The 22,331-nt window shown below is 43.7% G+C and carries 10 protein-coding genes and 2 riboswitches; of the genes, 6 read left to right on the top strand and 4 right to left on the bottom strand.

Translation table 11 applies throughout. The features are described 5' to 3' along the window. Positions 1–2: 2 nt before the first annotated feature. Positions 3–515: a DUF2141 domain-containing protein gene (locus S4054249_RS13770; RefSeq protein WP_046357818.1), complete on the top strand. Its 513-nt coding sequence runs from the start codon at positions 3–5 to the stop codon at positions 513–515. A 741-nt stretch (positions 516–1,256) separates the two neighbouring features. Here the strand turns inward: S4054249_RS13770 and S4054249_RS13765 are convergent. The 4 genes from S4054249_RS13765 to S4054249_RS13750 all read right to left on the bottom strand — a co-directional run bounded on the left by S4054249_RS13765 (position 1,257) and on the right by S4054249_RS13750 (position 5,376). Further along, the gene (locus S4054249_RS13765; RefSeq protein ID WP_046357819.1) at positions 1,257–1,604 is read right to left on the bottom strand and encodes a DUF5992 family protein; all 348 of its coding nucleotides are present in this window, start codon (positions 1,602–1,604) and stop codon (positions 1,257–1,259) included. A gap of 846 nt (positions 1,605–2,450) precedes the next feature. Continuing rightward, positions 2,451–3,272 (bottom strand): bifunctional hydroxymethylpyrimidine kinase/phosphomethylpyrimidine kinase, encoded by an 822-nt coding sequence (gene thiD / locus S4054249_RS13760; protein WP_046357820.1) that lies wholly within the window; start codon positions 3,270–3,272, stop codon positions 2,451–2,453. An 11-nt stretch (positions 3,273–3,283) separates the two neighbouring features. Beyond that, on the bottom strand, positions 3,284–4,603 hold the full coding sequence (locus tag S4054249_RS13755) for an LLM class flavin-dependent oxidoreductase (protein WP_052960843.1): 1,320 nt from the start codon (positions 4,601–4,603) through the stop codon (positions 3,284–3,286). Then, the gene (locus S4054249_RS13750) at positions 4,603–5,376 is read right to left on the bottom strand and encodes a 3-oxoacyl-ACP reductase (RefSeq protein WP_046354370.1); all 774 of its coding nucleotides are present in this window, start codon (positions 5,374–5,376) and stop codon (positions 4,603–4,605) included. The genes S4054249_RS13755 and S4054249_RS13750 overlap by 1 nt, the downstream gene beginning before the upstream one ends. 51 nt (positions 5,377–5,427) lie before the next feature. After that, positions 5,428–5,520, bottom strand: a riboswitch (TPP riboswitch). Positions 5,521–5,614: 94 nt separating this feature from the next. Beyond that, positions 5,615–5,753: riboswitch (TPP riboswitch) on the top strand. Positions 5,754–5,842: 89 nt separating this feature from the next. Here S4054249_RS13750 and S4054249_RS13745 point away from each other — a divergent pair. The 5 genes from S4054249_RS13745 (at position 5,843) to S4054249_RS26335 (ending at position 22,086) form a co-directional block, all read left to right on the top strand. Beyond that, on the top strand, positions 5,843–7,282 hold the full coding sequence (locus S4054249_RS13745; protein ID WP_046354369.1) for a sodium:solute symporter family transporter: 1,440 nt from the start codon (positions 5,843–5,845) through the stop codon (positions 7,280–7,282). 36 nt (positions 7,283–7,318) lie between these two features. Then, a complete protein-coding gene (locus tag S4054249_RS13740; RefSeq protein ID WP_046354368.1) occupies positions 7,319–9,499 on the top strand; it encodes a TonB-dependent receptor in 2,181 nt (726 codons plus the stop codon). Positions 9,500–10,386: 887 nt separating this feature from the next. Continuing rightward, the gene (locus S4054249_RS13730; RefSeq protein ID WP_167354846.1) at positions 10,387–11,550 is read left to right on the top strand and encodes a S8/S53 family peptidase; all 1,164 of its coding nucleotides are present in this window, start codon (positions 10,387–10,389) and stop codon (positions 11,548–11,550) included. A 49-nt stretch (positions 11,551–11,599) separates the two neighbouring features. After that, positions 11,600–12,793, top strand: a complete 1,194-nt coding sequence (locus S4054249_RS13725; protein ID WP_052960842.1) for a TIGR03032 family protein — start codon at positions 11,600–11,602, stop codon at positions 12,791–12,793. Beyond that, on the top strand, positions 12,790–22,086 hold the full coding sequence (locus tag S4054249_RS26335) for an Ig-like domain-containing protein (protein WP_069949072.1): 9,297 nt from the start codon (positions 12,790–12,792) through the stop codon (positions 22,084–22,086). Before S4054249_RS13725 ends, S4054249_RS26335 begins: the two co-directional genes overlap by 4 nt. Positions 22,087–22,331 lie beyond the last annotated feature (245 nt).

Below are 22,331 nucleotides of genomic sequence, written 5' to 3'. Positions count from 1 at the left end.
ATATGAAAAAGGTATTGTTATCGTCATTGGCGCTTACGGTGTTAGCGGCTTGCTCGTCTACCTCTCATATGAGCGTGAATGAAGTAAAAGGTGCGCTGACTGAGGTCCGTATTGTGGTGAATCAGGTGGCAAGTACTGAAGGGCAGTTGTTAGTGTATTTGCATGACAACGCAGACTCTTACTACAGCGATGATAATTACAGCGCATCGAGTATCAAGTACTTTCACCGTATGGTGGTTACGCCAAGCATTCCGGCAACGGAAGTGGTGTTAAAGGATATTCCAGCAGGTAAATACGCCATTAGTGTTGTACATGATAAAGACAGTGATGGCACACTTGACCGCATGGTATTTCCTTTTATTGGTATGCCGAGTGAGCCCTATGGCTTATCTAATGACGCTTACAGTGCGTTATCTAAAGGGAGTTTTGAAGATGCGTTGGTTGATATTGTAGAGCAGACACAGCCAATTCAAATAAACTTAGCGACGCATTTGACTAAAACCTTTGGTGGTTAAGTATTGGTAATAGGTATTTTTCCTGAGCATATTGTTCCCGGGTTCGTCCCGGGATTTTTGTATTTGCGCTAAGTGAAATAGATCCTGAGTCGAGTTCAGGGCGACGGGTTTGGTTAATCAAGAATGCGATAAGGAGTTTATCTGAGTAATTTAAAATGTGGTGAACTACGCTCGGTTAACCTCACCCTTGTCATCCCGAGCTTGCCTCGGGATCTATGCGCTGGTTAAGAGTGACATGGATCCTGAATTGAGTTCAGGACGACGGGTTTGGTTGATTGTGCACGCGGTTAGGGTTATGTATCGGCTATCTACAGTACGATAAACCATTCTGTGATAAACCCTTTTTATTCAATCTCACCCTGTCATCCCGAGCTTGCCTCGGGATCTATACGCTGGTTAAGAGTGACATGGATCCTGAATTGAGTTCAGGACGACGGGTTTGGTTGATTGTGCACGCGGTTAGGGTTATGTATCGGCTGTCTAAAGTACGATAAAGCATTCTGTGATAAACCCTTTTTATTCAATCTCACCCTTGTCATCCCGAGCTTGCCTCGGGATCTATGTGCTGGTTAAGAGTGACATGGATCCTGAATTGAGTTCAGGACGACGGGTTTGGTTGATTGTGTACGCGGTTAGGATTATGTGTTGGCTATCTCAATTTCGATAATGCACTTTCACTTAGCCTTCACCCACGTCATATTGACTCTGCCTAGAGCTCAGTTTCAATAGCTATATAAAGGCTTAATCTTCCAAAGAAATTGTAGATAATGTTTCTGCGTAGCTACCAGTCCCACAGCTTCCAGAACCAATAATACTCACTTTTGTTTTAGCTGTTTTGGCTGTAAGAAGCATTGAGTAGATAGATCTACTAAGTTCGTCATTCGAAAGCTGGTGTGTATAGCTCCAGCTAGTTCTGACACAGCTGTTCTTCTGTGTAACTTCGGTCCCACCTTCAGTTTTAATGAAAAGCGTACCTGGTGCAGTGCTATTACTTAAGCTCAGTTTTGTAATTGTTGCTCCCGTTACCTGATACCCTGCTTGAGAAGCAAACGAAGTAACGGCTAAAAGTAAAGCTGAGATATATTTCATATATAACCCTAATAATTATAATAGTTTAATCTTGAGCTTAATTTTAACATGGGAATATTTTGAAATATATATCAAAATATTTTATTGGGGTTTTATAATTTATTCGTTCAATGCTATCTGGCTTAGAATTTTCGAGTGTTCATGCTTAAGCTATCTCGGTTCAACTTCTCTTGCGATTTTGGATTATGTGATAGATATAGGTAACAACTGACCAAGTTGTTTTAAAGCTAGTTGTTTATCTTTTTCTTGCTTTTAGCCAGTGCAGCCGCATTTCTTTTTAGGTTATATGTTATTAACATATCGTAGACCACTTTAATCATTAGCTCTGGCTTACTCCTGCAATGGGGCGGTTTTTTTAACTATTTTTTAAGATATTATAAGCGTTTCTTTATTTTTAATACTTTTTTTGTGTGTAATTTGTTCAATTCAATCTAGCCGCTGATCCTGTGCTCAGGGGTTGTGAGCATATTCCACATACTTTCAAGAGGTCATAAAGTTAATATTAGCAGTACAGATAAGTGCTTTAATTTCAATGAGCCTTAAAAGAAGTATGGGGCTCAGAATTTTTAGAGCAGCTCTGAGTTTTAGTAGTTTGATCATTAGAGGTACAGAATTATATTATTATGGTATGTTTTCTGACCATAATTTTTAAATATAGTCCTAGGTGATTTTAATTTTTTTGACCAGGGAAGTAGTAAGAAATTGACATTATAATCATTGAAGTTCAAATAAATAATAGCCCATCTATGTTCCTGGATTATATAAGGTTTTGGATAGGCTGAGAATATATTTATATAGTAATAGTTACATTAGGCATGCCCATAAAAACTGATAAAAAAACACTTTTTATTTATCTATCCAATATTTATGAAAATGATGTACGGGGCCATGGCCTGTTCCAACAGTTAACCGCTGAGAATGAACGATTGCTTGGTGCAAATACTGGTGTGCTTTTGCTACTGCATCTTGCAAGCTAGAGCCATGGGCTAAAAACGCACTGATTGCTGAAGAGTAAGTACACCCTGTGCCATGGGTATTCTTGGTGGCAATCCTCGGGGTGGTGTAGTTGATAAACTCGCCACCGTTCAGCGCAAGTATATCGGTACAGATTTGGCCTTGCCCGTGACCACCTTTTAACAACACATTGTTAGCGCCAAGTTCAATGAGCGCTTGGGCTTGTTTGGTTTGATCTTCAATGGTTTGAGTGCCTAATAAAATGGCCGCTTCTGGCAAATTGGGGGTGATCAAGTCAGCCAAAGGCAACATGTGTTTTATTATGGCATCTACCGCCGACTGCTCAACCAAGGTATCGCCCGACTTGGCAACCATAACCGGGTCTAACACAATCAACCCCTTGTAGTTAGTCAAACAGGTGGCCACGGTTTTAACCAATTCAGGTGAAAACAACATGCCAACTTTAATGGCTGCCACATTTAAATCGCTTAATACAGTGTCGATTTGTTGAGCCACAACCTCAACGGGGATCGGAAAAACAGCATTGACTGCACATGTATTTTGCGCCGTGACTGCGGTGATCACACTCGCTGCAAACGCGCCATTGGCAGACATGGCTTTAATGTCGGCTTGTATACCAGCACCACCGCCGCTATCAGATCCTGCAATGGTTAACGTGATGGGGGCTGGGTTAAATGAATTCGCTTCAGGCATTCATGATTACTCTATTTATTTTTGCGATTATTGGGGCGTTCTAACCCTAGGTGCGCTCGCAGCGTATCGCCTTCGTAGTCTTTACGAAATGACCCTCGTTTTTGTAACTCAGGGACCACATGCTCTACAAAGTCTTCGATACTATGAGGCAGCGAAGGCGGCATTAAATTAAACCCATCGGCACCTTGATTGTTTACCCACAACTCCATTTGATCTGCAATCTGTTCCGGTGTACCCACCATAGTGCAGTGCCCGCCGCCTGCGGCTAAACGCCCCAATAATTGGCGCAAAGTTGGCTTTTCGGTTTCGATGATTCGTAAAATTGTGCTGTAGCGACCTTTAGGACCCGTAAAAGAGTCTAACGGAGGCAGTTTGGGCACTGGCGCGTCGAGTTCCCAATTTGAGCAGTCTTGATTGATAAACATGCCAAGCTGCTTTAATGAGGTTTCGCTGGGGAGCAGTTCGTCGTATTCGCGTTGCTTGGCTAAGGCCTCGGCTTCGGTTGAGCCAACATAGGTGACCAAACCCGGCATAATTGGCACTGCATCTTGGCGACCACGTGCTTTTACGCGGTTTTTTACCTTTTGGTAATATGCCTGTGCAGCGGGTAAGTCATAGGCAACCGCGTAGATTGCTTCAGCACATTGTGCTGCTAGTTCAACACCTTGTTCAGATGCGCCAGCTTGGAATAACACAGGGCGGCCTTGAATTGGGCGCGGTACATTTAATGGGCCATCAACTAAAAAAAACTTGTCGTGGTGGTTGATTGCTTGCACTTTCTGAGGGTCGGCATACAGGCCATTGCGGTCAAATTCAATGGCATCATCTTGCCATGAATCCCACAATTTAGTGACAACGTCGGCAAACTCTTCGGCACGGCGATAGCGCTCTGCATGCTCGGGCATTGACTTATAGCCATGGTTTCTGGCCTCTGCATCAAACATCGAGGTGACTAAGTTCCAACCAATACGCCCACCCGAAATATGATCCAGTGACGCCAGCATTCTGGCGGCATGAAATGGAGTATAAAAGGTACTAGAGACTGTGCTTATTAACCCAATTTTTTGCGTGGCCCTGCTCATGGCTGCAATGGTTGTTAGTGGTTCTAAAAACCACCAACTGCCATCAGCAACATCACCGGCGCTGTGTCCGTCTGCAAAAAAAACGGCATCGAATTTGCCTCGCTCGGCTAATTGGGCAATTTCTTCGTAATAGCGAATATCGCCTAAGCGCTCTACTTGAGAGTTAGGGTGGCGCCAAGCTGCGCGATGATGTCCACACCCAAATAAAAAGAGGTTGATATGCATCATTTTAGGTAGTTTGCTGGCCATTAGTCTTTCACCAAGCCGCCATCAATGACGAGGTTTTGGCCCGTAACTGAGCGTGACCAAGGTGAAGCAAAAAATAACGTAGCATCGGCAAATTCAGCAGGGGTTGTTACTCTGCGAAGTGGTGTGCTGGCTGCGATGAAATCAAATACTTCTTCAGGTGTTGCGGCAGAGGCATCCGTCGTACGTAATAACCCACCAGAGACCATGTTTACAGTGATGTTATCTGGGCCAAGATCGTTTGCCATTGTGCGCGTCAACGAAAGTAACGCGGCTTTGCCTGCCGTGTAGTCATGATAAGGCACAACTGGGTTTTGAAACAGGTTGGTACCCACATTAATAATGCGGCCAAAGCCTGCTTCACGCATGCCAGCAAGGGCTGCTTGAGTGGTATATAAAGCGCCGCCTACCACGCCCGAAAATTGCTGGTTAAGGTTTTCCCAAGTCAGTTGATCGGCGTTTGCTCTGGCATCACCGTTAAACGAAAAGCTAGGCAACGCATTGTTTATCACGGTTGTGATAGGTTGGCCAAAATGAGCTCTAGCTTTTTCAAACATGGCTTGTACATCGGCTTGACAGCTTACGTCGGCCTGAATGGCAATGGCGCGTTCCGGTGCTAGTGCGGCTAACGTTTGGGCTGCATCGGCACTGCTTAAATAGTTGATAACTACTTTGGCACCTTCACGTAAAAAAGCGCGTACAAGGTGTTCGCCTAAACCACGGCCACCACCAGTCACTAGAACAATTTGGTCAGAAAGATTGATAGAGTTTGACATATCGGCCTCATTTTTTGAGGCGAAGGCAGATCTAAGTACTATTTTTGTTCAAAATAGTGCAACAGACATCCCTTCGCCAGTATTAGCTGGATCAGGTTCAACGGATATCATCTCAGCCCTGTTAGGGCACTCCGTGTCTGGCACAGATGCTAACAAAAAACCACACGCCCTTACAAGTAATGGTAATAATTATTATTATCAATATTGTTTGACTTTGTGGTTGTTTCTCTATAGATTTCCCGCTTCCTAGGGGAGCCCAATGTACTAAGGCTGAGATTCTACTAACGGAGTGTTTACTGCACTCTTGTTGTTAAAAGTAGTAACCCTTTGAACCTGATAAAGTTAATGCTTGCGCAGGGAAGGAGGTAGCCACTGGTGAATATTTACCAGTAAAGTTCTGTGTGGCTGTTTTTCTAATATTCCTCTGTCTGAGCATTAAGTTTCCTGTAAATACAAGGGATAACTTATGTTGGACATCACAACCGCTCTGATATCTTTGGTCGTTTTTGCGGCTCTTTTTTCTATACCAGGCTTAATATATGCGCGCCGTTGTCAGGATAAACTAGACGACTTTTTAGTGGCACGAAACAGCCAAAATAGCCAAGCTACTATGCTCACATTAATGGCAACAACAATGGGTACATGGGTCTTGTTTGGCCCCGCTGAGTCAGCCACTTGGGGTGGCATTGGCGCGGTCATCGGCTATGCATTAGGTGTGCTTGCACCGCGTTTAATCATGATCCCTCTTGGGGCTAGGATCCGCACCTTGATGCCAGAAGGGCACACATTAACAGAGTTTGTTTATAACCGATATGGCAAAGGTTTATATGTGTTTGTGCTGCTGATTATGCTGTTTTATTTATTTATCGGGCTGACCGCTGGATTAACTGGTATTGCAAAAATGGTGGCACTTGTTTCTCCGGTCCCCTTGTGGGCCACTGCCGCCATTGTGATGTTTGCAACCTTGCTTTATACCCTCTACGGCGGCTTACGTGTCACGATTTTTACCGATCGTCTGCAAATGTTAGTGATCTTGCCATTTATTGCGCTCATTATTGGGTTTGGCTGGGCGGCAACCGACGGCATTGCACCTGCACTTAATGGGCTTGCGCAAAATGCCCCACACCTGATTGACCCTTTTAATGCCACTGGCATAGAAACGGGCCTGACCTTTTTTATTGCTGTGGTATTAACTGGTCTTTTTTATCAAGGGGCCTGGCAAAGAGTATTTGCAGCGCGAGATAACAAAGTGGTGCGCAATGCCTTTATTTTAAGTGGCGTACTGAGTTTTCCAATTATTATCATCATGGGGTTATTCGGCTTGGCGTTTGTCGGTTTGGGGCTTCCAGGACAAGGATCTACAGCTCTGTTTAGTGTGATTTTAGATACGGTTCCCTATTGGTTTATGCTCGGACTGATCCCTTTTGGATTAGCGCTTATCATGAGTAGCGCTGACTCAAGCATCAGTGGCCTTAATAGTATTTTGGTGGTCGACTTACATCGCCTAATGCCGCAAATGTCTGCTCAGAAGCTACTAAAAATATCTCGCTGGCTCATCGTATTAATGTCAATCCCTGTGCTCATAACCGCTTCACAAGGGTTCAGCATTTTGTATTTATTTTTATTAGCCGACCTACTGTGCTGTGCTGCGGCGTTTCCCGTCTTCTTTGGTTTTTATAATGGTAAATATCAAAGCTATAACGCGGCTTTGAGTATTTCAGGTGGTTTGCTAAGTGGTTTGTACTTGTTCCCTATGCCTGGCGAGCCCTTGAACAACTTACTTGAATCATTCTTGCTAGCATCTTTAGTACCTGTTGCTATTTCATTACTGCTACTCATATTGCCTAGTAAAAACTCATTTGATTTCACTTTACTTGCCAGCAAAGTCAAGCCAATTGAGTCATAACCGAATAACATCACTTTTTGAGGTATAGACCTATTTATGAAAAATGCATTTAAACTCTCTGCGGTATGCCTAGCGCTCAGTTTTACTGGATATGCATTAGCTGATGACAACATTAAAGAGAGCAAAGATGACATAGAAGTCATTGTTGTTAAGTCTGAATTTAGGCCATTGCCTTTAATGGAGACTGCTAATTCTGTATCAGTAATCACCACGTCAAAAATCGAAGCGCGCAGTGCTAATTTTTTGAGTGATATGCTCGCGACAACACCAAACTTAAACTATTCAGCGGGTGCCTCACGAGGCAAGTTTTTTCAGATTAGGGGCATAGGTGAGCTTGCAGAGTTTCAGCAAGTGCTCAGGCCTAGCGTAGGTATTTTAATCGATGGAATTGATTACAGTAGTTTAGGTGGTGCAGCCACACTATTTGATGTAGAGCGTGTTGAAATCTTGCGTGGACCACAGGGCACTTTATTTGGCGCAAATGCCCTAGCAGGCATGATTAATGTCACTACGCAACAAGCCAGCGAAGATTTTGATGCAAAACTCTCTGGCCGCTTCAGTGACATTGATGGCAATCGCGGTGCAATTGATACAAAAGAATATGGCGTGGTGGTCAATGGTGCTTTGACTGAGTCGGTGAATGTCCGTGTTGCTATGCAAAGTAATAAAAGTGACGGCTATATCGAAAATCACTATTTAGGCAAGGACGACACCAATGGCATTGATGAGTTCACTATTCGCAGTAAGTTTAGTATTGATGTAAATGAGGATTTAAACCTTAACGTAAATTTGGTGCATCTTGATTTTGATAATGGCTACGACGCGTTTACTCTAGACAATGTGCGCGACACGGTATCTGATGAGCCGGGGACGGATGATCTTGAGTCTTTAGGTATCTCGTTGATTGCAGACTATAAAGTTGCAGATACATTAAACTTAAAGACGATAGTTTCAAGTGCGGACAGTGATTCTGCTTACGGCTTTGATCTTGATTGGCGTTCGCAGTCATTTTGCGATAATTACCCAGGTACACCATCAAATTGTGCTTTTTTTGGCACTCGTTTATTTGACCGAGAAACACAAACTCATACCTTTGATACACGGCTTTTATCTCAAAGTGATAGCGACAGCTTAAGCTGGGTGGCGGGTGTGTATGCCAAAGATGAGCAGCAAGACCTAGCATTAAAAGATAGATTCTTTGGTATGCCCGTTGAGTTTAGTCGCCAATTTACCTCTAAGAATATTGCTTTGTATGGTGACATTTCAGCACCATTAACTGACAGCGTGAATATACAACTAGGTTTACGTACCGAGCGTTATACAAGTGATTACTCAGACAGTAATGATATAGTGAATGACAGTAGTGAATCTTTGTTTGGCGGTCACTTAAGCCTCGATACGCAGTTGAGCGATGAACATTTTGCTTATATACGAATCGCTAAAGGCTACAAAACAGGTGGCGTAAACGTGAGTACGCGGGATGAAATTCCACTGACCTATGATACGGAAACTTTGTGGAACTATGAGTTTGGACTAAAAAGCGTCTTCTCACCTCAACTGCATGCGCAAATCTCTGTGTTTTATCAAGACAGAAAAGATGCACAAGTAGAGCAGTCTTTTGCCGATTGTAGCGGCAATAGTACCTGTACAGGTTTTACTTCTTATCTTATTAATGCAGCTAAAGCCAATAGTTATGGCATTGAAGCTGAGTTATTTTATCGACACTCAGAGCGATTACGCTTTAATGCAAGCCTTGGTTTAATGGACAGTAAGTTTGATGAATTTTATAGTTATTCACATGCAGATAGTTTGCGTATAGCCAGAGAAACTGGAGAATACGTCGTTACTGATTTGTCGGGTAAAGAGCTCTCTCATGCACCAAGTTATCAGTTTACCGTCAGTACAAGCTATGACCTTACTGAATCAGTGACTTTATGGCTGTCTTTGGAAGCAAAAGATAGTTTTGAGTTAGGTGATAATCACGATGAAGTTACACAGGCCTATGAGTTGTTAAATGCAAAAGTTACTTGGGTTCCAACTGATAACCTGACGTTGGCTTTATTTAGTAAAAACCTGACGAATGAAGACTATATTGTGCGTGGATTTGGCACATGGGACAACGACCCTCGACACGGAGGGGAGTTTGATAGTTACGGCCCTTATTATCAGTTTGGTAACCCGCGTGAAATAGGTGTAGAAGTTAGTTATCGACTTTAAGATACGAATTAGCATAGAGGGGCGATATATTATTGCCCTTTTTAATTAGATCAAGCAGAGAAATAAGTCAGGAGATCGGAGAGCAACGACGTAAGTATGCGAGGTTGCTTGTAAATAGTGCGTATGAAACTAGTTAAACAATAAGGCTGGTAAAATAATAGGTTTTTATAATTTATTTTATAATATGTATTTAGGTTGGTTTTATTATTCCTCGTATTCGCAAATGTCTAAAGTATTGCACCCACTCTAGTCAAAAAAACGATTTTAAATAAAAATATGTTTGCAGCTGAAAATAATGGTTTTTAGTTATGAGAGCAGTATGAAATCAGACTCTGGACCTTTGTGTGGCGAATTCATAATTTAATGGTGGTGTAGGTACTTTATTATACTCACACATCGAAATCATGTGGCTATCAATTACTCTTTTTAATTTGAACGTCTGGAGTTCGCTCAATTTAATCTTACTTATCACACCCAATAAAAAACTGATTAAGTCAAGTATACCCTTGGGGCTTTCTGAGTAATTAATAAGCGCTATATTAGGTCATCCCTCCTTATTCTAACGTGACTAGATACGCATTCTTACCATAGTTGTAGAGTGGTTAATTATTATACTTTATTCAGTATAACTATTTCGTCTGTCGCAATTCCATAAATGTAATCATTTGTACTGTATATGTACCTATTTTCTTGTTTGCAAATATAATTGCTGTAAAATTGATCTAGATCATCAATTTCGATTTGTTTAAGCAAACTTTTTGTAAATATATTTCTTCTTTTTAGGCTGGGTTGTGTTTTTTGTTGTGAAAATTGCATTTCATTAAGCAGGTGGAAAGGAGAGAGGTTTTTTAATAAAAATGCAATTTAATTCAATAAAAATAATTCTGATGAATTTTTTATATCTGTCTTTTTTACTGCTCTTAAGTGCTTTTTCAGCTGCGACTGAGCTTGAACGTTTAATATCAAACGATGAGGAAAAGCTCATTTTTCACAACTTTTCTAAACAGATCGAGCTTAGGGAAAGCGAACTGCCTAATTATTTTGATAGCAATATTAATCAGCAGTTTTTTTTAAATGGGCGTATTTTGGTCAAGGCCTCACAAGCGGTAAAAAATAGTCTTGAACGAACAGATGGCATCGAAAAAGTACAAACCATCGCAGAACTCAATAAACTCTCAGTTTTGTTAGTGACACCAGAAAAGCATCATTTTTATCCTTTATATCAATCCTTATCATCGCAATTAGGACCTAACAAAGTTCAACCAGACTTTGCTTTGGTAAATAATATAAAAGCGAAGACCCAGCTAAAGCAGGTCATTGAAAAGGGTGAAGAAGGTTATTTTGCTCGTTACCACAGGTTAGTATCGCTTCCATGCCTCGAGACGAAAAAAGCCATCAGAACGGCGATTATTGATGATGGTTTTGTCATTACAGACAGAGAAAGAAGTCAGCTAAATGTCATTTTTGAATATGATGCAGATCTACAAACACTCAATGCCAAACCACAAAACAAAAATCAAATGCATGGCACTGCCATGTTACAGGTGTTTTTGCAGCAACAGTCCAGCGTCAGCAAACATAAAAGTGAACTGATCGCTATTCGCCAAGTGAGTTCACATACTTCGGCCATGATCCTCGCTTTCACCATTGCGCAAAAAATGCAAGCCAATGTGATTAACAGCAGCTGGGTGCTGCCTTTTATGTCTGAGTTTTTAGCTGACGTCATTGAACATACAGCGGCTCAAAAGAACGTCGATTTTTTAGTGTTTGCAGCTGGCAATGATGGTGCTGACGCATGTCAAGCAAACCAGCTTTCAACACTCGACGGAGTCACCGTCATCGGTGCGTTGCATAGCAATACACGAGCACCGTTTTCAAACTTTGGTGAATGCGTAGACATTTACATTCCCTCAAAAGCGTGGGTTTTAATCAATCAAAAAAATACAGGTTTGACTGGAACATCATCGGCTGCTGCAAAGGCATCGGGCCTGTTTTCGCACCTGCTGTCTTGCGGTGTTGATAAACACACCATTGAGTCGGTATGGCATTAAAAAGTAATCATAGGCCTTTTAGGCCACCCTATAACTCAGGAGTATTAAGTTGACAGATGACACGCCGTACTCGCAAGCACCTGAAACGCCGTATAAAGAGGCGTCTTCAGCGAATGAATTTGCGAGTCAATATCAGTCAAATTTCCCAAAAATTCTCGAAGCGCTCGGTATATCGCTTGTTGTGTCAAGCTATCAATCGGATTCATTGATTTTGATAAGAAGTAAACAGGGTGAGCTGAATACCAGTATAAAGCACGTTAAGTTACCTATGGGACTGTGTGTGAGCCATGAGCGTGTAACGGTGAGCAGCTTTAATAAAGTAACGGATTTTAAAGTCAGTCACCAATCCAGAGACGCCATCAGCTCAGGGCAATTTGATGATATGAGTACATTGTCAAAAAAAATACAGCCTCAAACAGAGCAAAACAGCGAGCATGAGTTTTACAAGGCGCGAGCGGCGCAAATCAATGCAGTTAAAGCATGCGATATGCTTTTTACGGAGCGTACTTCCCTGACCACGGGGTTTATCAACATTCATGACATTGCATGGGGCGATGATGGTTTATGGGCGGTTAACTCGAGCTACTCATGTTTGGTGACATTGAGTCCAAACACCGGGTTTGTCGCGAAATGGAAGCCCCCGTTTATCTCTGAGCTCAAACCAGATAATCGTTGTCACCTCAATGGCATGGCCATGTTAAATGGCAAACCCCGCTATGTTACTACGTTTAGTCAGTGTGATTCAAAAGATGCATGGCGCGAAAATACCAAAGGCACACTGATAGATGTTAATACAAACGAAATACTACTAGATAACTTGTGCTTACCACATTCTCCTCGTTGCCATGAAGGCTGGGTGTATGTGTGTAATTCAGGGGAAGGGCAAGTTTTAAAATACAACCCAATTTCTAAAAAGGTTGTTGAGGTGTGCACCCTGCCTGGCTTTACCCGTGGGTTAACCTTTTTAGGTGACTTAATGATTGTGTGTACAAGTACAACTAAAGAGACCAAAGTATCGGGAAAAACAACGATATTACACGCTTTACAGTCAGAAAAAACCCGCTGTGGCATCTGGGTTTTAAACAAACACACCGGTGAGGTTATCACTCACTTAGAATTCACAGAAAACGTATCACAACTCTATGATATCGCAGTTATTTCAAACTCTACTTTCCCAGAATTTATCGGGAATGAAGATGCGCTATCCCCCCACCTATTTGATTTCTTAATGGAGATAAAATGAGCAGTATAAAAACAAAAAAAACAGCCTTGAGTGCTGTTATCCCAACTTTATTGGCTGGGGGGGCGATTAGCACGCACGCTTATGGTGACAGTCTTCAAACTGAAACCGTTAAATTTGAAGAAAAAGAAACGGTTGAAACGCGGAATCTCCAACGTCCAGTTTCTAACGACCCTTTTGCAGCTAATTACCAAGCAAATACCGGGAAAGCGGCTCAAGAGGCAAATAATAAAGCGGCGACATTAGCATTTTTATCTCAACAAGGCTTGTTGAACAGTGCCGAAAGTACAGAGCTAAAGGCGAGCAGTATTGAAGCGTTAAGTAAGGTGTTTGTGGGCTCCTGTATAGGCTTTGATGGTCGATGTATTGATTTGTCTGACCAAGGTAGTTTTACATGTTCAATGTTTTCGGGTACTTGGTTTAGCGATTCAGATAACTGTACTGTACCAGCGTCCCCTGAAATAAACGTGATGGGTAACAACCAGATGATAGTGTCGGGGGATACTACACCTGTTTCATCGGACAACACTCACTTTGGTGACCATACGGTAGGTGACAATAAGGTATCACGTACCTTTATTATCGAGAACCAATTAGCAAATTCAAGACTTAATTTAACTGGGAACTCAAAAGTTTCTATCTCAGGTGATAGTGATTTTTCAATTGAAACTCAACCTAATGTGTCAAGTATAAATGGCATTGGGCAAACCTCGTTTGTTGTGACATTGGACCCAAAAACAGCAGGTAATCGCGAAGCGACGATTACAATTGTCAATAATGATGAGAATGAAGGTACCTATACTTTCAAAGTGGGCGCTTCAATTTATTCAGCAAATACTGCGCCAGTAGCTGTTGATGATGCGATTACCATCATGCAAGGCACGACCTCTGTTAAAATACCTCTTATAGATAATGATACAGATGCAGACCTCAACGATAGGATAGCTATTTATACTATTGGTACGCCCACTAAAGGTAGTTTAATGCTGCTCAATGGCGAGCATTTATTTTATACCCCGCCTTCAGCAGATTTCAGCGGCACGAGCACATTCACTTATAAGCTGTCAGATTCACACGGGGCGATTTCTAATGAAGCGACCGTCACGGTTACGGTCACTCCGTTAAATACAGCGCCAGTAACACAAGACCAGTCTGTCAGTGTAAATGAAGATGGCAGTGTTGAGATCACGCTAGCAGCAACGGATGAAGATAATGATGCACTGACCTATCGTATTGGCTCAAATGTAGGTAATGGTGCTTTGGTTAAACAAAGTGACGCAGTGTGGTTGTATACACCCAGTCATAACTACAATGGCGCAGACAGCTTTACCTTCATCGCCAATGATGGCACGGCAGACTCATCGGCTGCGACAGTAAATATCACGGTTAATGCGGTTAATGATGCCCCTTCTTCCGGTGATATCAAAGGGGATGTAGCTGAAGATGGGGTGTTCACATTTTCGGTAGGTGAAATAGCAACAGATGTAGAAGATGGGTACCCTAAAGGTGAATTTAAAGTAGTGACACAACCAAGCATTGGTAGTGTTCAGTACGATAAAACTACTCGAGTGCTTACTTATACCCCTTTTGTGAATGCAAATGGCACTGATACATTCCAATATCAGTTATTCGACAGTGAAGGGCTTGGTACATCATTGTTAAACGGTACAATCACCATCACGCCTGTCGATGATGCGCCAGTCGCCAGTAACGATACCATTGCCACCAATGAAGACACCGCTGTTAGTTTTAACCTATTGAGTAATGACAGCGATCCTGACAATGATATGGTTGCGTCGTCTGCGACTATTGTGACGCAGCCAACCAAAGGGCAGGTTAGTATTGCAAATGGTGTGGTGACTTATACGCCCAATGCCGATGTAAGTGGACAAGACACCTTCACTTATACTGTAAAAGATGCGGCACAAAATACCTCTAATACGGCCACCGTCACGGTTAATATAACTGCGGTCAATGACGCACCGGTTGCTCAGAACCAATCTGTCAGTGTAAATGAAGATGGCACTGTTGAGATCACGCTAGCAGCAACGGATGAAGAGAATAATGCACTGACCTATCGTATTGGCTCAAATGTAGGTAATGGTGCTTTGGTTAAACAAAGTGACACAGTGTGGTTGTATACACCCAGTCATAACTACAATGGCGCAGACAGCTTTACCTTCATCGCCAATGATGGCACGGCAGACTCATCGGCTGCGACAGTAAATATTACGGTTAATGCGGTTAATGATGTCCCTTCTTCTGTTGATATCAAGGGGGATGTAGCTGAAGATGGTGTGTTCACATTTTCGGTAGGTGAAGTAGCAACAGATGTAGAAGATGGGTACCCTCAAGGTGAATTTAAAGTAGTGACACAACCAAGCATTGGCAGTGTTCAGTACGATAAAAATACTCGAGTGCTTACTTATACCCCTTTTGCGAATGTAAATGGCACTGATACATTCCAATATCAGTTATTCGACAGTGAAGGGCTAGGTACAGCATTGTTAAACGGTACAATCACCATCACGCCTGTCGATGATGCGCCAGTCGCCAGTAACGATACCATTGCCACCAATGAAGACACCGCTGTTAGTTTTAACCTTTTGAGCAATGACAGCGATCCTGAAAATGATATGGTTGCGTCGTCTGCGACTATTGTGACGCAGCCAGCCAAAGGGCAGGTTAGTATTGCAAATGGTGTGGTGACTTATACGCCTAATGCCGATGTAAGTGGACAAGACACCTTCACTTATACTGTAAAAGATGCGGCACAAAATACCTCTAATACGGCAACTGCCACGGTTAACATTACTGCCGTTAATGATGCGCCGGTGGCGGCAACATTGAGTATGAATACGTCTGAAGATACGGACTCCTCTGCACTACAAGTGAGATCACAAACAACAGACATTGAAGATAGTATGCCAACCGGGGAGCTAGCAATTGCGACTGCGCCTTCAAAAGGAACTGTCGTCATAGATCAAAATGCAGGTACTTTTGTTTATCAGCCTTTTGCAAATCAGTTTGGAGCTGACAGCTTTACTTACACGGTAAAAGACAGCGAAGGGCTTGTGTCAGCGCAAGCTACGGTGAATATCACCATTGGTTCAGTGAATGACAAACCCGTGGCCGATAATGACAGTGTCACCACGAATGAAGATACATCGATCACCTTGGCTGTACTGAGTAATGACAGCGATGTCGAAGATCAAGGCTTTAATGGTGCTAATATCACCTTGGAAAATAAAGGCAATGGTGCCGGTGTTTATGACAAAGCCACTGTGGATATTCAAGCAGACGGTCAGCTGAGTATCACCCCAAATGCGGATGCCAATGGCAGCTTCACCTTCTCATACTGGCTAACTGACAGCGAAGGCTTAACGTCAGATGCGGCGACTGTCACCGTGAACATCACCCCTGTGAATGATGCCCCTGTGGCGGTAGATAACACGGCAACTTTGCTTGAAGAAGGGTCTTTTGAAGTCAACGTATTGGGTAATGACACCGATGTGGATACCAACGACAGCTTGGATGTGAGCAGTGTGACAGTGGTGGCTGCCCCGCAATTTGGTCAAGCAGTGGTGAACGCCCAAGGGGCTATCGTGTATACACCAAATACCAATTACTTTGGGGATGACACATTCACGTACACAGTAAAAGATGCTGCTGGTGCGGTGTCCAATGCGGCCACAGTGACCATGACGGTCACGGCGGTGAATGATGCCCCAGTTGCACAAGCACAAGTTTTGAGTCTAGATGAAGATGGCACATTGCAAATTACATTAAGTGCCACAGACCAAGAAAATGATGCACTGACCTATCGCATTGCAACCGATGTGAGTCACGGTACCTTGGTGAAACAATCAGACACTGTGTGGCTGTACACACCAAACAGAGACTTTAATGGCACAGACAGCTTTACCTTCATTGCCAATGACGGTGATTTAGACTCAGCGGCACAAACGGTGAGCCTCACAGTGAATGCCCTGAATGATGCGCCGACAGCCGATGCACAAACGGTGGCGGGTGAAGAAGATACAGACATCCCCATTACGCTTTCGGGCAGTGACGTAGATTCAAATACATTGACGTATGCCATAGCCACCCAACCAAGCCAGGGCACGGTGATCTTGAATGGTAATATTGCCACCTATCGCGGCAACGCTGATTATGTGGGCAGTGACAGTTTTACCTTTACCACACACGATGGGGCACTGAGCTCCATGCCGGTAACGGTGTCGATTTCGTTGAGCAATGTTAACGATGCCCCTGTGATATCGGGCGTTCCAGCGAGTAGTGTCAACGAAGACAGTGCATATCACTTTGTGCCTACCTTTAATGATGTTGATGGTGATATACCGACTTTCAGTATTGTGAATAAACCTACTTGGGCTTCATTTGATAGTACCACTGGTGCACTAACTGGTACGCCAGTGAATGAGAATGTAGGTAATTACAGTGACATTCAAATCACAGTGAGTGATGGTACCTTGAGCGCAGCTTTAGCGGCTTTTTCAATCATGGTAGTTAACACGAACGATGCGCCCGTGATTTCTGGGACTCCCGCTAACTCTGTAGATGAAGACGCGCTATATAGCTTTACTCCGAGTGCTTTGGATATCGATGGGGACAGCTTAATATTCGCTATTGAAAATAAACCTAGCTGGGCAACTTTCGATACCGCAACCGGTGAGCTCAGTGGCACGCCATTGGATGCCAACGTGGGTACTGCGGAGAATATTCAAATCAGTGTGTCAGATGGCCAAGTGTCAGTGCCATTGAGCCCATTTAGTATCACAGTTGCAAATACCAATGATGCTCCGCAGGGCAGTGATTACGCAGTGACTGTGAATGAGGGCGAGGCCTTATTGGTTAGCAAAGAGAATGGTGTCTTGTCTAACGCATCTGACGAAGATATGGACAGCGGTGACTTTTTGGTTGCGGCGCTTATTAAACAGGCTAGTCATGGTTCGGTGACATTGAATGCTGACGGTAGCTTCACGTATCAGAATAATGGTAGCGAAGAGACGGCGGATAGCTTTACATATCAAGTGGTCGATTCATTCGGTGCAAGCTCTGCGACACACATAGTGAACATTGCCATTACGCCAGTAGCAGATGCGCCCATTGCGCTTGATGACAGTGCGGCAACGTTAGAGGACCAAGCGGTGAGCTTAGACTTACTTAGCAATGACACCGACGCAGAGCACGATATTGTGGCGTCGTCAGCGACGGTGGTGACTGCGCCAAGTCATGGTGAGGTAAGTCTCGTTAACGGCGTGGCAACGTACACACCACATCAAGATTTTAATGGCACAGACAGCTTTACGTATATTGTGTCAGACCAAACAGTGAATAACTCTGCGGCGGCCACAGTGACCATCAGTGTCACAGCGGTAAATGACCAACCTCAGGCGGCTGATATATCGATGATAATGTCAGAAGATAGCGCGGCACAAAGCATTGCTGTCAGGGTATATGCCACCGATGTAGAAGAGGGCAATCCAATAGGTGATATCGCCATTGTGACAAGGCCAACATTAGGTCAAGTGGTTGTATCACAAGATAACGGGACCTTGATTTATACTCCAAATGCGAACGCTCAAGGCAGTGACACGCTTACGTACACCATTGCGGATGGCAATGGAGCAGTGTCAGATCCGGCAACTATCACGTTCAGTATTGGTGCGGTGAATGATATGCCGATAGCACAAGGTGACCAAGTCAGTACTGAAGAAGATACGGCGGTCATTCTATCTGTGCTCGCCAACGACTCAGATATTGAAGACAACGGTTTTAATGGCGCGAATATCACATTAGAGGACCAAGGCAATGGCCCAGGTATGTACGATAAAGCCCAAGTCTCTGTGTTGGCTGATGGCCAATTAGAAATTATTCCAGTGACCAACGCCCATGGGACGTTAACTTTTACCTATACACTAACAGACAGCGAAGGAATGACTTCAGAGCCTGCAACGGTGACAGTTGTGATTACCCCGGTGAATGATGCGCCTGTGGCAGCCAGTGACGTGGCACAGCTGGAAGAAGAGGGGTCGTTTGCAGTCAATGTGTTGGGTAATGACACCGATGTGGATGGTACTGATGAACTGGATGCAAGCAGCTTGGTCATTGTGAGTACGCCAGAGAAAGGGACGGTAACAGTCGACACATTGGGTCGAATTGTGTACACAGGTGCGCAGGATCAAAGTGGTGACGACACCTTCAGTTATACCGTTCGAGACACATCAGGTGCTGTATCAAATGTAGCGGTGGTTACAATGGCCATCAGCAACACCAATGATGCACCAGAGGCACAAGATGATAGTTTTGCAGACTCTGCATATGACGAGGAAACGGGTACTTATCGATTAGATGTACTGAGTAATGACACGGATGTAGATGTCGGGGACACCTTAGCACTGACAAGTGCCGTTGCATCAGTAGGTGATGTTGTTATAGAAGACGGGATGTTAGTGTATACGCCTGAGACATCGTTCAATGGTGTAGTGATCATCGAGTACTTGGTGCAAGATGCGGCGGGCGAATTTAGCACGGCGAAAGTTGAGCTAATGGTCAATCGAAATACATCGTCAGAATCACCGCCAGTGATCACGGTACCAGATGACGTATTTGTAAATGCGACAGGTCTATTTACAAAAGTAGACTTAGGGCATGCAACAGCGGTTGATAGCAATGGTAATCCACTGAGTGTTTCTTTGATAGGTGAGACAACTCAATTTTCACCGGGACGTCATACTGCGAACTGGCGGGCGACAGACAGTAATGGCATTGAGTCGATAGCGACACAAAATGTATTTGTTTCGCCGTTGGTGTCATTGTCTAAAGATCAGCGAGTGGTAGAAGGACAGGTGTATACGCTTGGCGTGTACTTGAATGGTGAAGCTGCAAGCTACCCAGTTACGTTACCATTTACGGTGTCGGGCACCGCTAATGGTGATGATCATAGTCTAAGCAACGGCACAGTAGTGATTAGTGAAGGCACAAGCGCCATATTGTCATTTAACATCGTTGATGACGGTGTGGTTGAAGGTAATGAAACCATTGTGGTGACTTTAGATGACTCATTGAATTTGGGCGCAAATTCAACAGCCACATTAACCATCATTGAAGAAAACATTGCACCTGTCATCTCGTTAAGTGCTGAACAAGATTCACAGCAAAGAACGACGGTAGCTGCAAGTGAGCAAATGGTCACGATAACTGCAAATGTAGTTGATGCAAATACCCATGATGGGGCAACGCTTAGCTGGCATGCTGATTTAGCGCTTGAGAATATAAGTACTGATAATACTCGCTTTGCATTCTCGCCAAAGGCGCTTTCACCGGATGTTTATCGAGTAGATTTAACCGTGACAGACAACGGAGTGCCAAGTCAATCAACGACGTCATCAATTTATCTTGATGTGGTTGAGCAGCTAAATTCGTTAGATACTGGCAAAGATACAGACGGCGATCTGATCCCTGATATTGAGGAAGGCTATATCGACAGTGATAACGACGGTATTCCAGATTTCCAAGATGCCATAGCAAACTGTAGTGTTCTGCAACAGCAAGCGACTGAATCTGAGCAATTCTTGATAGAAGTTGAGCCGGGTGTGTGTATCCGTAAGGGTATCTCTGTAAGCCAAAACGTCACTGGTGGGGTTCAAATATTACCTGAGGAGCTAGCCGCTGATGCAGATGCGAGTAACGTAGGTGGATTATTCGACTTTGTAGCAACCGAGTTGCCTCAGCCGGGCAACGCATATAGTGTCGTTATCCCACAAAGAAAACCAGTGCCTGCCAATGCCGAATACCGTAAGTATAAGGCCGGGGTGTGGACTGACTTTGTTATTGATGCCGATAACTTGTTGTTATCAGCAAAAGGTCAGCAAGGGTATTGTCCGGCGCCAGGCAGCAAAGAGTGGACACCGGGCCTAACAGAAGGTGATTGGTGTGTGAAGCTACAAATTGTGGATGGTGGCCCGAACGACGATGATGGCATTGCGAATGGTAGCATCGTGGACCCAGGCGGTGTCGCAGTGTCAAACCTTGATAACATGATACCGATGGCGAATCGCGATGAAGTAACCATAGGTTCAGGTCAGTCTATCATCATTGATGTGCTGGCGAATGACACGGATGCCGATAGCGATACTCTGAGAATCCTAGGGGCGAGTGTTGACTTTGGTGAGGTTGTGATAAGTGACAATAAGCTGAACTTTACTCCACCGAGTACATTTGTAGGTACAGCGACAATTGAGTATAGCATTACCGATAACCAAGGAGGCACAGCCAACAGTACTGTAGCGGTTAACTTAGTTGTTAATAACGCGCCGACGACACAGCCTGATACGGCATCAACAGATGACAAAACCAGTATAGTCATTGATGTACTCGCGAATGATGCTGATATGGATGGGGACGTTTTCTCTGTAATAGGTGCAGTGGCGCAGCAAGGGAGAATATCGATTAACGAAGATGGCACATTGGGTTATACGCCAAAACAGGGTTTTGAAGGGGTCGATATTGTGAGTTATCAAGTGATGGACAGCAAAGGTGCGATTACGGACGGCGTCGCACAGGTGACTATCACGGCATACAAAGTAGTGAACATTGATAATACGTCATCAGGCAGTATGGGAGGAGCCTTAATGCTACTTATGTCTGTATTTGTAATACGCAGAAGAAAAGCAATTTTACCAAGTTTTGCTCTTGTGACGGCAAGTTGTTTGATCAGTCAGCCGGCGATGGCGGATGCGTGGACACTTAAAGGCACAGTAGGTGAAGCGCGCGCCGATAAGCACATTAACACCATGTCAGGGCTTGAAGTCACTTCAATAGACGACAACAGTAGCTCGTGGTCAGTGGCTGGTTTTTATGAGTTGTTGCCAAGCTGGCATGTGGGCATTGGTTATGTAGATTTAGGCCAAGGCCGAGTGTCATTTGCGGGTGAGTCCTTGACACCGCAAGATGCACACACGGCGGTTTCACGCACAGCTCCGGTACTGCCCGAAGGTTTTACAATGCAGGTCAATTATGATGTGTTTGAGTACAAAGGGTTTACAGGCGATGTATTCCTGGGGGCGTTCAATTGGGCCTATCAGATAAACAGCACTCGAGAAAACCGCTTTTTGAAACAGTATGAGCAGTCTGAAACGAATGCATTTTTTGGCGCTGAGCTGGGATATGAGTTGACAGAAAGCCTGTCTGTTGGACTGAATTATACGCATTTTGATATCAGCGAAAACCACATAAGTGATATCGGGGTGTCATTAAGCGTATCATTCTAATATCAGAATAGTTTAAGGTTTAAAACGCCGCTCTATTGAGCGGCGTTTTTATTCCTTTAAATCAAACGCTTAATTTTAATGAGTCAACCTTTAATAGGCTTTGTTGATTGATTTTAAATCGCATTGTGGTGACCAAATTATAATCAGGCTTGTGCTCAAATGTGCAGTTAGCTGCAATGAGTAGGACACAAGGAGTGTCATTTTCAAAAATTAAGCCAGTTCGATTGGTCAAATTTGTACTTTCA

The organism is Pseudoalteromonas luteoviolacea (assembly GCF_001750165.1).
Taxonomy (GTDB): Bacteria; Pseudomonadota; Gammaproteobacteria; order Enterobacterales; family Alteromonadaceae; genus Pseudoalteromonas; species Pseudoalteromonas luteoviolacea_G.
This window is presented reverse-complemented; position numbering and strand designations above follow the sequence as displayed.

Bases quoted from the DNA above. Each gene is read 5' to 3' on its own strand.
- S4054249_RS13745 (WP_046354369.1), top strand. From the start codon at position 5,843: ATGTTGGACATCACAACCGCTCTGATATCTTTGGTCGTTTTTGCGGCT.
- S4054249_RS13730 (WP_167354846.1), top strand. From the start codon at position 10,387: ATGAATTTTTTATATCTGTCTTTTTTACTGCTCTTAAGTGCTTTTTCA.
- S4054249_RS13740 (WP_046354368.1), top strand. From the start codon at position 7,319: ATGAAAAATGCATTTAAACTCTCTGCGGTATGCCTAGCGCTCAGTTTT.
- S4054249_RS13770 (WP_046357818.1), top strand. From the start codon at position 3: ATGAAAAAGGTATTGTTATCGTCATTGGCGCTTACGGTGTTAGCGGCT.
- S4054249_RS26335 (WP_069949072.1), top strand. From the start codon at position 12,790: ATGAGCAGTATAAAAACAAAAAAAACAGCCTTGAGTGCTGTTATCCCA.
- thiD (WP_046357820.1), bottom strand. From the start codon at position 3,272: ATGCCTGAAGCGAATTCATTTAACCCAGCCCCCATCACGTTAACCATT.
- S4054249_RS13755 (WP_052960843.1), bottom strand. From the start codon at position 4,603: ATGGCCAGCAAACTACCTAAAATGATGCATATCAACCTCTTTTTATTT.
- S4054249_RS13750 (WP_046354370.1), bottom strand. From the start codon at position 5,376: ATGTCAAACTCTATCAATCTTTCTGACCAAATTGTTCTAGTGACTGGT.
- S4054249_RS13765 (WP_046357819.1), bottom strand. From the start codon at position 1,604: ATGAAATATATCTCAGCTTTACTTTTAGCCGTTACTTCGTTTGCTTCT.